This window comes from Singulisphaera photorubra (assembly GCF_045290345.1).
Lineage (GTDB): Bacteria > Planctomycetota > Planctomycetia > Isosphaerales > Isosphaeraceae > Singulisphaera.
The window spans coordinates 6,014,833-6,030,475 of record NZ_CP155447.1; the positions used below are offsets into that span (position 1 = coordinate 6,014,833).

The following is a 15,643-nucleotide window of genomic DNA, read 5'->3' on the forward strand; positions in this document are numbered from 1 at the left end:
AACATCAGCACACGTCAGCAAGCAAACATTTCTTGGCAACTCAAAGCGTTTCCTGGGACGGCAGGCGCCCCGCTCGCACTTCATTCCCGACTTTTATCCAGAATGGCGAGCGGGACACCTGCGGTCGTAAGGATAGAGCACTCGGGTAACCTTCAATGGCTCCGAGGATTTTTGAGATAATAGAACCGCCATCCTCCGCGCCGACGAGCAGGTCGGGCACCTTGTCGCGGTTCCAGTCGGCAACCGTCGGGCTCGTGTCATGACCGGCCAGGATGCGGCCGTCGAGCATGCCGAGGCCGACGTATTTCGTCTGGCCATCGGTCGTCCCGGCATTGCGTAGGACGCCGACGTTGCGAGAGCTAACCAGCAAATCGAGCTGGCCGTCGCCGTCCCAGTCCGTCGCGCAGAACTTTCGACTGCCGCTCTTGCCGGCCTTGCAGAGAGAAAAGGGGTCAGGAGCCGATACGGCCATATCGGCTCCTGCCCCCTTTGAATTCCCGCTCAGGATCTTCGAACGTGAGGAAGCCGTTAGATTTGCAAGTCATAATTCCGGAACAATGTTCAGTGCCCTGCCGTCGCTCGTACCGTAGACCGAGAAGTCTCGGCGGTCGAGCGTAAAGACCGTGTCGATCCTCTCTCGTTCCGCGATATACATCAGAGCGGCATCCGCCATCTGGGCACAGACAGAAGCGTAGCGCTCAACGAACGCAATGATCCAATGGAGAGCAGTTTCGTCGACTTCGACCAGTTTGACCGCCCCACACTGAACAAGGCCGCCGAGAGCGTTCAAGCCACCCGGTTCGTCCCGAAGCAGCCAGGCGGCTTCGGTCAGAACAGGCCCGCAGGTCAGGAGGGGTGCACGAAGCTCCTTGAGGGCCGCCACACAGCGTTTGTGGGCTTTCTCGCGATTGCGGATCGACGCGACCAGGGGGCCTGTATCAGCGACGGCCCGAATACTCACGTCCGAAACCGTTCATATGAGCTGGGTTCGTGCTCAGGTCGGTCGGAGTCCAGGGCGTTCCCTTGATACAACCAATCAATCTGGCCCGGCTAAGAACATCGAACGCAGTCTCTTCAGGCTCCGAGGATGTGGCATCGCTCGCGTCCCTATTTTGATCGAGAAAGGCCCGCAAAGCGGCAGAAATCGCATCGTCAATGGACGCAAACCGGCCGCTATGGACCAATGCCTGAATTGAGTTCTCCACATCTTTAGGCAAATGGATTGTCATAACACGTTATCCCCCTTAATTTTCCACTCTACCTTACCACAGCCATACTCACTAGCCAAGCGGCAGGCCACATCCATGCATGCCTTGACCTGAGCCGCGAGAATTGAGTGATTGTCTTAACCCCGGTATGCATCGGAGAATCCCGAGGGATCATTTCCTATGTACCGCGGGCGACCCGCCTGCTCTTTAATTCAATTTCATGCAAATATAAGAGTGGGCGGGACGCCCGCGGTCCCTCCCAGGAGAAAGCAATTCAGGCGGAAGCGGTTCGCGAGTGAGGTTCAGCGGGTCCGAGGGTTCTTGAGGTAGTAGAACCGCCCATCCTCCGCGCCGACGAGCAGGTCGGGCACCTTGTCGCGGTTCCAGTCGACGACCGTCGGGCTCGTGTCATGACCGGCCAGGATGCGGCCGTCGAGCTGGCCGAGGCCGACGAATTTCGTCTGGCCATCGGTCGTTCCAGCATTGCGTAGGACGTCGACATTGCGAGTGTTGACCAGCAAATCGAGCTGGCCGTCGCCGTCCCAGTCCGTCGCGCAGAGCTTCCGACGGCCGCTCTTGCCGGCCTTACCCGCATTGAGCCGAAGCAAGCCACCGGTCTTGTTCATCGGCTTATGATTGGCGTCGAACTCCGAAGCCGAGTCGATACCGAACACGCGCTGAGGAGGAAGAAGCTTCAAGACACCCCCCTGCTCCACGCGCTCGAAGAGGGCCAAAAAGCCCTCGTGGTCGAGCATCACGAGATCAAGGAGCCCATCCCGGGTCCAGTCGACCACGACCGGGGTCGTCCGCCACTGTGTGGCGAGTGACTTGCCCTCCGGCTCCCACCAGGTCCATTCTGGTTTGACCGAGGCGCCGGTCCATTCGACCTCGATGGGCCGGGCCGCTTCGAGGATCGGCTTGGAACGAGTGCCGGCGTTGCGATACCAGACGACCTTCCCCCAGATCGAGTTGACGACAAGATCGAGCTGGCCGTCGCGGTCCCAGTCGGCCACGCTCAGGGTCGTGTATCCCCATTTGGCCTCGCACGGACCTTGGATCGAGCCGTTGGGACCTGCCATGATCCGGATCGGAGCGCCTGCGGCTTCCAGCAGGCGTGGGGCCGCCCAGCGAGGGGGATTGCCACCGTCGAGGTTCTCGATCAGGCCGATCACGCCCGAGGAATTGCCGCAGACCAGGTCCTCATCGCCATCGCCGTCCCAATCCACGCTGCAAGGGGTGACCAGGGCGCCGAACTTGACGTCTCCTGCTTCCTGGCGAAAGTAGGTTGGGGGCTGGAACCGTGGCAAGCCATCAACGACCTTGCCCGAATGCTCGATCAGGGCGACCCGTCCGTCTTCATCGCCCACGACCAGGTCGACGTCTCCATCTTTGTCCCAGTCGATCGCGACCGGCACGATCATCTCGAGGTTCATGAGGATGGGCTTGCCCTGCCCGTCGACCAGGCGGCGGCCCCTGGCGTAGAGAGGGGCCTGCCTCGTTCCGTTGTTCTCGAAATAGGTGAGGCCGTCGACGAACTCGCCGCAGAGGAGATCGAGGTCGCCGTCGCCGTCGAAGTCCGCCAGGTTGGGGGACGGCATGCCGAACGTATCGATCGGCCGGCCCCCGGCTTCGACCTTCACAGGCTTGGCATAGTCAGGCTTGGCGTTGGTCCCCTTGTTCTGGAGCCAGTAGACCATCCCGTGAAGCGGCCCGCGCATCCATCGGCCGCGGGCATCGTACGTGTCGTCCCAACCGTACTCGCTCCAGTCTTCCACGCCAACAATCAGGTCGAGCTTCTCATCCCCATTAAAATCGGCATACTTCCACTGGTTGGCCCGGAGCTTCGCCTTGGGGTCGTGAACATTGACTTCCGGGTAGACCCGCTTGACTTTCGCGGTCTGGTCCCGCCGGAAGTCGACGAGTTCATGGGCGGGCATCAAGAGCCGGACCTCGCCATCGACGTACGAGGGCTGGATGTTTCCGCGGGCCGGGCCAAGACGCACCGGCGGCTTGAACACGGGGGCCTTCGGGTCACCCCCTGGGTTCTCGAAAAAATAGAGTCCATTGAACGGGACGTCGGGACAGGAGACGAGCAGGTCGAGGTCGCCGTCCTGGTCGTAATCCATAGGCAGGGGCCAGGCCCAGAGGCCGACGCCAAGGTCGACCACCAGGCCTGGATTGTTGTACTGGATCGGCTCCAGACCGGCTGCAGTCGCCGCTCCCGCCGTACCGAGAAGTGTCAGGAACGCGAGCGAGCGAAATCGTTCGATCATGGGAGGCTGATCTCTCGACAAGTTTCATTTCATGAGAAGGCGAGGATTAAAGGGCCCAGCCTTTACGGTACTCGCGCTGAATGTACGCATCGGCGTTGGGGCAGTTGGTCGCCTTCAAATTGGCGGCGTCCCACTCGATCTTCTGTCCGAGGCGAAAGGCGACGTTGCCCAGCAGGACCGACTCCGTCAGCGCACCGGAATAGTCGAAGTTGCAGGTGGTCGGGCTCCCCGTCTTACACGCGTTGATCCACTCGGCATGGTGCCCGATCGAATTTGCGATGCTCGGCTCCGGGGCTTTGAAGTCGCGGAAATCATCCCGGGGAAGGAGCAGGCGTCGACCGTAGTCGGCCTGAAGCATCCCCTTCTTGCCCACGAACAAGACGCCCATATCCCAGGCGGGCAACTTCGCTTCCTCAAGGAGAGGAGGCCGCTTGTCGCCGTCATACCAGTTCAGCTTGATCGGGGGCGCATCGCCCCGGGCGGGGAACTCGTACTTGACGACCATCCAGTTGGGCGTCGTCTCGGGATGGACCGCCGGCCCTTCCGACTCCACCGTCGTGGGATGCCGCAGGTCGAGTGCCCAGAAGGGCAAGTCCATCAGGTGGCAGGCCATGTCACCGAGCGTGCCGCTGCCGAAGTCCCACCACCGCCGCCAATTCGCAGGCTGATAAGTCGGGTGGTACGGGCGTTCGGGAGCCGCACCCAGCCAGAGGTCCCAGTGGATATTCTTGGGAACCGGCGGAGTGTCCTTCGGCCGTTCCCCTCCCGACCAGGTCTTCCCGCACCAGACGTGGCACTCACTGATCGGGCCGATCGCCCCGGAACGCACGAGCTCGACGACCCGGCGGTAGTTGTCGGTCGCGTGGATCTGCGTCCCCATCTGCGTGGCGACCTTGGTCTCGGCGGCCACTTTCGCGGCGAGCCGAGCCTCCGAGACGAAATGGCTGAGCGGCTTCTCGCAATAGACGTGCTTGCCCAACCGCATCGCCATCACGGCAGCCGGGATGTGGGTGTGGTCGGCCGTGCTGATCACGACAGCGTCCAGGTCACGCTGTTCTTCGAGCAACTTGCGGAAATCGACGTACGTCTTCGCGGCGGAGAACCGATCGCTGGCCCGCCCCAGCAAGTTGTCGTCGATGTCGCAGACGGCGACGATATTCTCCCCCTCCACCCCGGAAATGTTCCCCAGGGCGCGGCCTGACGTGCCAATAATCCCGATGTTGAGCTTCTCGTTGGCCGACTTGGGCGCGGCCCAGGCTGGCAGGCCGCTCGCGGCCAGGGCCGCGGAAGTCGCCGCCATCCGCCGGAAGAGATCACGACGATTCAGATGATTGGCCATACGTATAGTCTCCGTTGTCGGTAAGAGTTCACCCGATGCTATCGGGTGAAATGCCCGACCGCAATCATGGACTGAGCGGTAATCGCGGCCATCCTACACCGTCGGAAACCCTGGTGAAGCCCAGATCAGAACGCCGGCTACGCAGCCACGATGATTCACTTATCAATCAATCCTTGCAATCCGCCGCCGATCAACACGACTCCGGATCTCCCGATTGGGCGGGTCGGTCTGACCCGCCTGACGGATTGCACCGGCCGAAGAAGCCGGTAGACTCGGAGATCCCTGGGCGATTCTCGTGGAGAGCCCCCAGACACGGTCGATGGAGCCCGTGAGAAGTCACTATCCAAATGACCGGCGACACTCCACGGGGATGATCGACCCGGCTCACCAAGACCTTTTGTCTCGAAGAGCTGGCTTCAGCCTGCCCGACAAGACGGAGACAGTCATCCCTAGACGCACAAAATAACGACATACGCAAATCTCGACATTTTCACCAATCAGAAACATTACACAGAAAGTCGAGGAGCCCGGATGATGCGAAACTGGTCTGTGGCCCTGGCCCTGAGTCTCGGTGGATTGATCGGGCTTCCCGCCTCGCTGAGGGGGGAGGAACCACCGCTCCGCGAGCGGATCGCGGGAGCGTTGCGACGGGCGACAGACGGTTTCCGCAAGGAGGTCGCCACCGAAGGGGGCTACCTTTGGCGCTACACCGCAGACCTGTCGTTTCGGGAGGGGGAACGGCCTGCCACGGCGACGATGGTCTGGGTCCAGCCCCCGGGAACGCCCTCGGTTGGGCTCGCATACTTGCGTGCCTTCGAAGCCACTGGTGACCCCTTTTATCGCGACGCGGCCCGCGAGGTCGCCATGGCTCTGGTCAAGGGGCAGCTCCGATCCGGCGGCTGGGACTACCTCATCGAGTTCGACCCGAAACTGCGAGCGCGGTACGCCTACCGGGTCGATCCCGGGCCGGGAGGTAAACAGAACGTTTCGACCCTGGATGACAATACCACTCAGGAAGCGCTTCGGTTCTTGATGCGCGTCGACCGCGTGCTCGAGTTCCAGGACCAGGCCATCCACGAAGCCGTCGAATACGCGCTGGGCCGATTGATCGGTATCCAGTACCCCAACGGGGCCTGGCCCCAGCGGTTTACCGACCCGCTCGATCCCGCCAAGTTCCCGGTCAAGAAGGCGAGCTACCCGGATTCGTGGTCGAGAACCTACCCGGGCAAAGACTACAAAGCCTTCTACACGCTCAATGATAACGCGATCTCGGACACGATCGACGTGTTGCTCGAAGCGTCTCGGGTGTACCATGACCCGAAGTACGAGGCTTCGGCCAAGAAGGGGGGCGACTTCTTCTTGCTGGCCCAGATGCCCGAACCGCAACCGGCCTGGGCCCAGCAATACGACGCCGACATGCACCCGGCCTGGGCCCGCAAGTTCGAGCCCCCCTCGATCACCGGCCTCGAATCGCAGTCGGCGATTCGCACCTTGCTCGAGATTTACCGAGAGACGGGTGACGCGAAGTACCTCGAACCGATCCCTCGCGCCCTCGCCTATCTCCGCAAGTCCCGACTGCCCGAAGGTCGAATGGCCCGGTTCTACGAGCTCAAAACGAATACGCCGCTCTACTTCACCAAGGACTACCAACTGACCGAGAGCGATGCCGACATGCCCACCCACTATGGGTTCAAGGTCGGCAACGGTCTCGACAATATTGGCAAGCTGTACGAACAGCTTCGCACGCGAGGCCCGGAAAAGCAGACAGCCGAGCCCACCAACTCAGGGGCCCGCTCCCGGTCGAACAAACCAAACTCGGAACAGGCCGAGGCCGTTGCCAACGCGCTCGACTCGCGGGGACTCTGGTTGACCGAGGGGCGGCTAAAGACCCAACCACCGGAGAATCCGAGTCGGCGACAGATCGATACCGGTACTTTCCTGAAAAACGTGCAGATTCTCTGTCGATACCTCGAATCGAGCCGGCCCTGAGAACCAGGTCGGACGTCGAACATTCCTTTCCGTTTTGAGGAACGCAACATGCCCCGTCGCCGCTTGCTTCTGCTTCTCGCCCTGATCGCCCCCCTGGCGATGTTACCGCCGACCAAAACGAAGGGGGACGACCTCCCGTTCACTCACCAGGAAGATGTCATCTATGGGCGCAAGTTCGGCACCGCGCTGACCATGGACCTCTTCAAGCCGAAGCGCGAAGCCAACGGCGCGGCCATCGTCCTGGCGGTCAGCGGCGGCTTCTTCTCGTCGCACGAGTCGATCAACCCGGCCTTGGTCCTCCCGCTGATCAACCGAGGCTACACGGTCTTCACGGTCGTTCACGGCAGCCAACCGCGCTACACTGTCCCGGAGATCGTCGAGGACATGCACCGGGCTGTCCGCTTCATCCGCCACCACGCCGCCGACTACGGTGTCGACACCAACCGGATCGGCGTGACGGGTGCGTCAGCCGGGGGCCATCTTTCCCTGATGCTGGGGACTGCCGGCGGCCCAGGGGATCCGAACGCCAAGGATCCGGTCGATCGTGAGTCGAGCCGGGTTCAGGCGGTCGCCTGCTTCTTCCCCCCGACCGACCTTTTGAACTGGGGCAAGACCGGCAAGGAGATGCTCCACGCCACCGACCATGACCCACGCTACCGCCCGGCCTTCGACCACCGCGAACGCGACGAAAAGACCGCCCTCTGGGTCTCGATCACCGACCCCGAGAAGCTGCGGCTGATCGCTCATAAAATCTCGCCGATCGACTACGTCACGGCAGACGACCCGCCGACCTTGATGATCCATGGCGACGCCGACCCGGTCGTCCCAGTCCAGCAAGCGCAAACCATGGCTGAAGCTCTCAAAAAGGCAGGCGTTGAGACCAAACTCATCATCAAGGAAGGGGCCGGACACGGCTGGCTCACCATCCTCAACGATGTGAATCAGTTCGTCGACTGGTTCGACGCTCACCTCAAAAAGGCCGACGCCACGAACGGAGCCAAGTCGCCCTGACAAGAGGTCCGAGTGGGGGTAAAGCTTCGCCGAACCCGTTTTTTCCTACGTCAACGCGATCGGCTATAGCATCATCGGCGGCCCAGCAATTCCCGTAGGGTGGGCACGGCTCACCATCTTAACCTCCGCTTCAGCAAGGAGATAGGGAGGTGGGCCGTGCCCACCCTACGGGAGACAAGGATGGTGGGCCGTGCTCACCCTGCAAGAAATTATATCTCCAAACAACCGACACAGCAAACTTCCAACATTCTCAGAATCATCCCACAGAATCCGTACCGTTGACCTCGGTTCGCTGGTGGAGCTGAGTTCGAACCTGGGCGAGCCAGGCTTCGTCGGGGAGCCCGTAGGGGCGGAACTTTTCGAGGCGATTCTGCTCCTCGCTGGAGAAGAAGGCGCGATGAGGACCGAGGCGGCTGGCGTGGGGGGCGTCGAGGAGGTGGCCGGAGTCGTTCGGGCTCATCTGGAAGAGAACGCGGAGCTCGAACTCGCGAAGCAACTGGTGGTCGAAATACCGGTTCAGGTTGTTCAGGTTATCGCACCAGGTGAGAACATGAACACCCAGGCTCGGGCCCTCGCGAACAATGGTTGCGAAGTGGTCGGAGGGACTCGCCTCCTCGTCACGCCGGGAGAAACCGTAGTCGTTCTCGCGCTTGCGGAGGTCGCGGAACCGGGGCAAGTCGTGGACCAGGAGAAAGAGTTCGGGGCCATCGGGGGCATCGGGTTGCTGACGTCGTTCGACCTCCTTGGCCACCTCGGCGACGATCCGGGCGGCGTCGCGCCAGCCGCCAGCCAGGACGGGCTGGGGGATCACTCCGGACACCCTGGTGAGAAGCCCGGCCTCGACGTGGTCCTCGGGGGTTCCGTCGAGAACGAAGAAGCGGGCTCCTGAGCGTGACTTGTCCGAGTCGGGAGGCGGATACTGAGCGGCCAGGCTCACGAGGGCGGCGGACATGATGCCGAGCGCCGCCTCGTCGTTCTGGCCGACGATCAAGAGGTGGTTTCCCCCTTGGCGGCGAAACAGGGCCGAGGTGGGATCCTTGATCGCAACGGGGTCGCCCAGCCAGGCGTGGGCCGAGCGGGGCGTGGAAGGCCAGGTCGCCGGCGCGAGCCTCGCCTTGAGAAGCGGGTTCCGCGCCAGGTCGGCCTGGGCGTCCCCTTCGAAAACCAACGGACTCCGCGCAAGAACCGGTTTGCGTTCGCTCGCCAGTTCGCGAATCTGCTTTAAATAAGCCTCGCGGCGTTCGTCGGAGAGCCAGACCACCTGAAAGAAGTGGTTCCCTTCGACCAACCCGTTGGCGTCATTATAGACCGCCTCGCCAGGGCGAGAGAGAAAGTGGGCTGCCTGGTTCTGTTCGCTGAGGATCAATGCGGCATCCGAGTCGCTACATTGGAGAGCGATCCGGACCGCCATCTGACCAAGCGTGGTCCGGGCCAGCGCATAGGCACCGCCGAGCGACTGCGAGCCGAGGAGAACGTGGACGCCGAACGCACGCCCCTGACGGACCAGGCGGTCGAGCAAGAGCGCGGCCTCCTGGGCGAGCTTGTCCTCCTCGACGAAGAATTCCTGAAACTCATCCACAATCAAGAGGATCCGAGGCAACGGCGGCGTCCCCGGCGCGTTGCGATAACCGTTCAGATCCTGGACGCCCGCGTCGCGGAACAGGTCGGCCCGCTCGCGCATGGCGACATCGAGCCGCTGCAAAACGCTGATCCCGAATTCACGCTCACTCTCGATCGCCACGACACTCGCGTGCGGAAGCTCCTGCGTGGCGTAGACCTTGAATTCGACTCCCTTCTTGAAGTCGATCAGGTAGAGGTCAATCTCATCAGGGCTGTAGTTGAGCGCCAGATTGGCAATCAGGGCATGCAAAAGCGTGGATTTACCCGATCCGGTTCGCCCGGCGAGCAGGACGTGCTGCGAGGTCCCCTGCCCCAGCGTCAGGTGTTGGCGTTTGGTGGCACCGGCCTTGCCGAGCGGGATATCGATCCCCGCGCGGCTGTCCTTGGTCCACCAGAGATCGGCCGCGGGGCTGATGAACTCGAAGGGGACCTCGACGCGTCGCGCGTCTCGGGCCGCCGCGCCGGTCTTGACGATCAAGCGGGTGGCGAACTCGGCGGGTCCAGGGGGGTCGAGGACCAACGGATAACGGGAGAATTCCGGGTCATCCCAGACGAGCCGTCCCTCTTCCCAGGTAAGAACGACGGCACTGCGGCGAAGGTCGTCGAGCGAGAAACCGGTCGGCAGCGGCCGGTCCCGGTCCACCACGACCAGGGTCAAGACGCCGCAGGGGACGCCGGCGGCCGCGATGCTGGCCAGGCGGGCCGCGGTCTTCTCATCGAAGCCGGCCGGGAAGTCGGTCACCACCAGGACGCGATAGGGCTCCGCCACTTCTTCCGCAACGGCATTGTACTCTTCGATCGTTGCATATTCATTGCGCAAGTATTTCTGGGCAACTTTCTCCATGTGCGCCGAGAGATCGGCCAGCCGTTCCTCAATCTGCCGAGGTTCGGTCCAGACATGGTTGGTGACCAGCGCCTCGTCGAAGTCGGCCAGGTGCATGAACGCGCCAAAATTTCGGCCGATCCCGATCGGATCAACGATCGTGAACCGAACCTGTCCGGGAGGAAGGCTTGTCAACAGCCTCAGCATGGCCGCCTGGAGAACCTCGGTCGCCTTCCCCCTCCCCTCTCCAGGAGCTTCAATCAAGAGGTTGGTTTGGTTCGGAAAGGGTAAGAGCGCGGGGATCGTGAATACGCGAGGTATCCCGTCCATCAACCGAGGATCATCGGGAATCCCGTTCGGGATCCAATCCAGCTCGATGCGGACCTCTCCGAACCGAAGCACCGGCGGGACCACGCGCGGAACGGGCTGGTCGTTCCAGGCCGGGTCATCCCATGGTGGCCCGTACCCGTCAACCTCGCGGCGAACGTTCTCGAGGGTCGAGACCACTTGTTCGATCCCACTGCGCCAGCGCTTGGCCAGTTCGTTCCAGCTATTTTCATACTGGACTTTGATCTTGTCCTTGAGGTCGGCAACTCTCTCGTCGAGCTTTTGGATACCCGACTCATACGCGGTCCGACTCGCAGTCTGGCGGAGCTCGTAGGCGGCGATCGCCGCCCGCATATCGGTTTGCTGAGTCGACTGGATCTCGACCATCCGCTGAGCGAAGACCTCGTTGATCCGCCGCAGCCGCTCATCGCGCGTCCTCTCGCATTCGGCGATGGACTTCGCTTCATTGAGCTTCACCTGTTGCAGGCTGTTGTCCCGGCGTAAGGTGTTTTGAGCGCGGTCGGATTTGAGTCGCTCGGCGGCCAGGGATCGGAAGTGGTTCGCCATCGCCTCCGTGTCAACCAACGACTGGAAAACCGGGTAGTAGAGATGGCTCACCTGCTGCCATGCGACGGCATGGATGCGTCCTCGGAGCAAATACCCAAGCACTGCCGACCCGACGACCGCCACGCCAACCCCGACCGCCGGGTCCGAGAGCTTCACCGCCGGGACGATCAGGATCAGGAACAAGACGAAAACAAACCAGAGATAGCGATTCCCCTTGAGCATCCTCGGCAGATAGAGGGCTTCGAGTAACGCCAGGTCGGGCTCGGCCCTCGCCAGGCGGTCGAAGAGCGGTCCGGTCGGGTCTTCAAAATCGAATCGTTGTCGGGACGACGTCGTCGGCGGGTCGGCCAGACCGAACTTGCGATAAGCCTCGAACACGACCGCGAGCCGCTCGCGCATCGACTCGACAAGCTTCATCGCCTTATCGATCGGCCGAATCGACTCGGTGTACTTGGCGAGCGCCTCACGTTCCGCCAGTTCGTAAGCGGCGGCCGCTTCGGCTTTCCCACGCTGGGCGACCTGCTTCGCCCGTTCCCGAGAGCCTTCGTAGTCCGCGGCGATCTTTCGGCTGGACTTGGCAAACTCGGACTTCGCCTCACTCTCGCCGGTAATGGCAGCCCCGGCGATCGTCCGGCGTCGCTCCTCGTCGGCCTTGCGATCCTCGACCGTGCGCGTGGTGTACCGGTCGGTCTGGTCCACTTTCGAAGCCTGATACCCCTGATCCGCCGCGGCGTGGGTTGAGTCGCGACGAGTCGTCACCGCGACCTCAGCCGCGGCCCGCTCGGAGATGAGCCGGAGCAGCTCCTGCAAACACCAACGTTCGCGTTCGATGATCGCCGGCTCGGAGCGAGGGGCAGCAGTCTGGGCCGGAACGGGGCCGATTATGCGGGGCGTCGAACTCACAGCATCTCGCTCCGGTCGGAACAATCGCGACGAACCTGATCGAGGATCTCGGCGAGCTTTTGCATACCGATCAGCGCGGCGTCCACGGCCGGGTCGAGCGGCAGGAGGTGACGCTCCTCGAACTTGCGCCGGACCGAGTCGTTCCAGGTCGACTCGGTGGCCAGCCAGTGTTCTTGAAGCGTCTTGATCGCGTGTTTCAGTCGATGGGAACCGGCCATGACGTTTGCGTTGGCCATGCGTCTCTGCCTCGATCGAGGTGGTTTGAGGCCCGTCGAATCAACACGACAGCTTACCTTCGTCACGTTCCGCCGCAGGTGTCGGTATTGGGTCCGGCTGCTCGGCCTTTGGCACGGACTCCGGCTCCGGCTCCGGCTCCGGCTCCTCGTCGAGAATCGTGTTGGCGATCGACTCGAGCGGCGAGGCCTCGCCCCGACCCGACGGTGGGGCCACGCGGAGATACGCTTCCAGGGCGTCGACCATCCGTTCCAGCTTGAGCATGGCTCGCGGAACGTCGCCGCTCGAGAGATCCTTGATCCGGCGGATGCTCCCGTGGTACTCGAATACAGCCTGCTGCAAAGCCGTGTCCCACTTCTTCACCATCGCCGACCGCATTTCCGCCTCGTGCAGGCTCGCTTCGGCTCGTCTCAGGAGTTCTTTTTGCTCGCTGCACGACGGCGAGGAGTCGGGCCGCTTGGCCAGTTGCCGTCGAAAGAGCTCAGCCTGGGCCGATGCCACCTGCTCCCGGCGCCGCTTGATCTGATCCTGCCAGTACATCCGCCGGTCATGCTGCAACCACTGGACCGTCCGCCGCGCCTCCATCTCCACGGCGCCCAAGGCACTCAACGCATCCTCCGAGAACAGGGCCAGGGCGACCCGCAAGTCCTTTAACGCCTCGATCGAGTGGACGGCGGCCTGGTTGCTCATTGGGACGTTGCCTTCGTCTGGATCAGTGACGGAATCTCGCCGGTACAGGGGAGGTGTCTACTAAGACTAAGGTCTCTACTTCGAGACATTCTCTTCGTAACGAAGGTACTCCACCATTCCAATCGGGCAGAGAGACGCAAGCCTGGGCCTTGCTTTGATGTCTCTTGTAGGGTGGGCACGGCCCACCAATTCTCGGATGGTGGGCCGTGCCCACCCTACAAGAGAGTCGCGCGATGAATACTGGCTCGTTTCGCCCCGAGACTTGGGCTCCTAAAAGCGGCCAACATATCAAGATTTAAGACAGACCAAAGGCCTCATCCCACGGAAACCTCGATCCGGTAGCCAGAGCGCGACGGGCCAAACCCTCATGCTCGCATGAGCGAGCGTAACACGCCCCTCTCATCCTGTAAAGCTGAGCGATTCGCCGCCTGGAATTCCCTTAAGGAGAAACACCAAAGGCAGCAATCAAGGCCAGGTTGAGCGTAACTCATCGACCTCCAGAAGGCGGATCCGCGTCGTCTCTCCGTCGATCGAGGCGGAGAGCGACTGTCCCCCCTTGGCCGGGATCACGCCAAGGGAAATCGCGACCCTGCCGTCGTTGCCAAAGACTTCGATCGAGCCGCGATCAACCAGGATCTGCAGCCGAACCCGCCCCTGATTCGCCGTCAGGGGGGCGGAGTGCTTGCCGCAGGAGAGTGTCTTCGTGTGGGCGTCGTAGACGACCGGCACCCCGCGCACCAAAAGTGTCAGCTTGCCCGCGGGGCCAACTTCGGCTTCCGCCTTGATCTCGAGCAGCTCGCCCGTCACCGTGGCAAGCGGGTCGCGGCCGAGTTCCGCCGATCCGAGGTCCTGCCAGGCATGATGCTTGGAATGGAGCGACGCGAGCTCGGCGACAGGCCGGGCGAACATCCGGATCCCCTCGTCGGTTGGTCGCAAGCTGAGTTCCACGGGGATCGCCATCTGCTGGTTGAACGGCATGGCGGGGAAGGAAACCCCTCGCCCCCAGCCGATCTGGATCCGCCGCTGGTCGGGAGTATCGCTAAAGGTCTGCGCCGCGTAAAAGTCGCCGTACCAGGTTCGCAGCTTGGCCGAATCCGGTGTGAAGCGATGGCCGTCGAATCGGCCGAGCATGTAAGCACCGTCGGCGCCATAGAGCACCCAGCGTGACTGGCCGTCAGCTCCGGTCACGGGAAGTTCGAAGAGGTCGGGGCATTCGTAAAATCCATCGATTCGAGACTCGAAGCGCCACGACTTGAGGTCGGCCGAGGAGTGAAAGGCGATGGCCTGCTTCCCCTCAGCCTCATCATAGACCGCCATCACCCAGCGCTTCGTCGGCTCGTGAAACAACAAACGCGGATCCCGACCCTGATGCTTGACGACCGGGTTCTTGGCAAACTCGGTCCAGGTTCGGCCACGGTCGTTGCTAAAGACAATGCACTCCCCACGCCCGGTGCTCGTGTACGCGGCAACCAGCGGAGGCGCGGCGCCGGCCCCGAATCCCGAGCTGTTCTTCCCGTCGACAACCCCACTGCCCGAGAAGCACCAATCCCCGTATTTCTGGGGCGAGAGCGCGATCGGCAGTTCCTTCCAGTGGAGTAGGTCGGGGCTGACCGCGTGCCCCCAGTGCATGTTGCCCCAGTCCCACCCATACGGATTGTGCTGGTAGAACAGGTGATACTCCCCCTCATACCAGAGAAGGCCGTTGGGATCGTTCAGCCAACCCCGGCGCGAGGTGAAGTGGAACTGCGGACGATCGGCCTCGCGATAGAGCGATTTTGCGTCCGGAAGTTCCTCCGCCTGGATGATTTTCTCGAGGCTTTTTGCTCCGTAAGGAAGCTCCGCCTCGATCGCCAGCGTTTTGCCAATGAGCGCGGAGACGTCGTCGAAAACCAGGAAGTCGGCCCGGTCCTCGGCCAGCCTGATATCGAACTCGCGGACGGTCTGGTCACCGGCGACGATCTTGAGCTTACGCACCGGCGCATCGCGCTGAACGGGCAGGTGGAGATAGCGTGCGCTGACGACCAGTTCCCGACGCAACGGTTCCAGCCCTTGCTTCCGGTCACTCTGAACAATCTGATCGACGTTGATGTGTCCCCAACCCCCTTGACGTTGGTCGACGATCCGAAGGGTGGCCGGCTTGCCGATGAACTCAGCCACATCCCACGACCCCCAATCGAGCCGCTCGGTGCCCCCCGGCTTGTCGTTCGGACCGGTCGCGGAACGGACCGCCGAGCCCTCGACGATCAATTCCATCGCGGTCTGGCCGGGATGCTTGCCGCCGCCGATCAGGAAGTTCAGAAACGGGCGTTGGATCTCGAAAGGCGGGGAAGTGAGCGTGCCGGTACTCGAGTCTCCTCCGTGGAAGGAGTTGACCAGCCTCTTTCCTTGAAAACCACTGACCTCCATCTGGCCAGGGAGAGTTCCCCGCGCAGGTCCGGGCCCGAACGCCGTTCCGGTGGTCGTCCAGGCCCCATAGGCCTCCCCTTCAAAATCGGCGATCACGAGATCGGCGCGATCCTGGGCAAGCGCAATGGAACCGGCGAAAACGAGGACCAGACCGACCCAGGCCGATCGGCAAGAAAGGACAGATTGTTCAAACCGCGTCGCGGACTGCAGCCTCTGTCGACTCATGATCGACCTCGCACGAAGGCTTCCTGCT

At 62.4% G+C, this 15,643-nt stretch carries 10 protein-coding genes; 2 read left to right on the top strand and 8 right to left on the bottom strand.

From position 1 onward, the window contains the following. Window positions 1-40: 40 nt before the first annotated feature. From V5E97_RS22730 to V5E97_RS22745, 4 genes are all read right to left on the bottom strand, one after another. On the bottom strand, window positions 41-472 hold the full coding sequence (locus V5E97_RS22730) for an FG-GAP repeat domain-containing protein (RefSeq protein ID WP_406693825.1): 432 nt from the start codon (window positions 470-472) through the stop codon (window positions 41-43). Between the two features lie 69 nt (window positions 473-541). Continuing rightward, window positions 542-961 carry a type II toxin-antitoxin system VapC family toxin gene (locus V5E97_RS22735; RefSeq protein ID WP_406693826.1) on the bottom strand — a complete coding sequence of 140 codons (420 nt, stop codon included), beginning with the start codon at window positions 959-961 and terminating at the stop codon, window positions 542-544. Window positions 962-1,510: 549 nt separating this feature from the next. Then, window positions 1,511-3,481 carry an FG-GAP repeat domain-containing protein gene (locus V5E97_RS22740; RefSeq protein ID WP_406693827.1) on the bottom strand — a complete coding sequence of 657 codons (1,971 nt, stop codon included), beginning with the start codon at window positions 3,479-3,481 and terminating at the stop codon, window positions 1,511-1,513. A 46-nt stretch (window positions 3,482-3,527) separates the two neighbouring features. Beyond that, window positions 3,528-4,820 carry a Gfo/Idh/MocA family protein gene (locus V5E97_RS22745; protein WP_406693828.1) on the bottom strand — a complete coding sequence of 431 codons (1,293 nt, stop codon included), beginning with the start codon at window positions 4,818-4,820 and terminating at the stop codon, window positions 3,528-3,530. 531 nt (window positions 4,821-5,351) lie between these two features. Between V5E97_RS22745 and V5E97_RS22750 the strand changes: the two genes are divergently transcribed. Together V5E97_RS22750 and V5E97_RS22755 are read left to right on the top strand one after the other, a co-directional pair. Next, window positions 5,352-6,809 (top strand): pectate lyase, encoded by a 1,458-nt coding sequence (locus V5E97_RS22750; RefSeq protein WP_406693829.1) that lies wholly within the window; start codon window positions 5,352-5,354, stop codon window positions 6,807-6,809. 48 nt (window positions 6,810-6,857) lie between these two features. Beyond that, complete coding sequence (locus tag V5E97_RS22755) at window positions 6,858-7,820, top strand: alpha/beta fold hydrolase (protein WP_406693830.1); 963 nt, start codon at window positions 6,858-6,860, stop codon at window positions 7,818-7,820. Between the two features lie 256 nt (window positions 7,821-8,076). On the opposite strand, the gene V5E97_RS22760 is transcribed toward V5E97_RS22755, so the two are convergent. The 4 genes from V5E97_RS22760 to V5E97_RS22775 all read right to left on the bottom strand — a co-directional run bounded on the left by V5E97_RS22760 (window position 8,077) and on the right by V5E97_RS22775 (window position 15,615). Beyond that, window positions 8,077-12,060 (bottom strand): FtsK/SpoIIIE domain-containing protein, encoded by a 3,984-nt coding sequence (locus V5E97_RS22760; RefSeq protein WP_406693831.1) that lies wholly within the window; start codon window positions 12,058-12,060, stop codon window positions 8,077-8,079. Further along, on the bottom strand, window positions 12,057-12,296 hold the full coding sequence (locus V5E97_RS22765; protein ID WP_406693832.1) for a hypothetical protein: 240 nt from the start codon (window positions 12,294-12,296) through the stop codon (window positions 12,057-12,059). The genes V5E97_RS22760 and V5E97_RS22765 overlap by 4 nt, the downstream gene beginning before the upstream one ends. 40 nt (window positions 12,297-12,336) lie before the next feature. Continuing rightward, window positions 12,337-12,984, bottom strand: coding sequence for a hypothetical protein (locus V5E97_RS22770; RefSeq protein ID WP_406693833.1), 648 nt, complete (start codon window positions 12,982-12,984; stop codon window positions 12,337-12,339). A 465-nt stretch (window positions 12,985-13,449) separates the two neighbouring features. Continuing rightward, window positions 13,450-15,615 (bottom strand): glycoside hydrolase family 32 protein, encoded by a 2,166-nt coding sequence (locus tag V5E97_RS22775; RefSeq protein WP_406693834.1) that lies wholly within the window; start codon window positions 15,613-15,615, stop codon window positions 13,450-13,452. Between the last annotated feature and the right edge of the window lie 28 nt (window positions 15,616-15,643).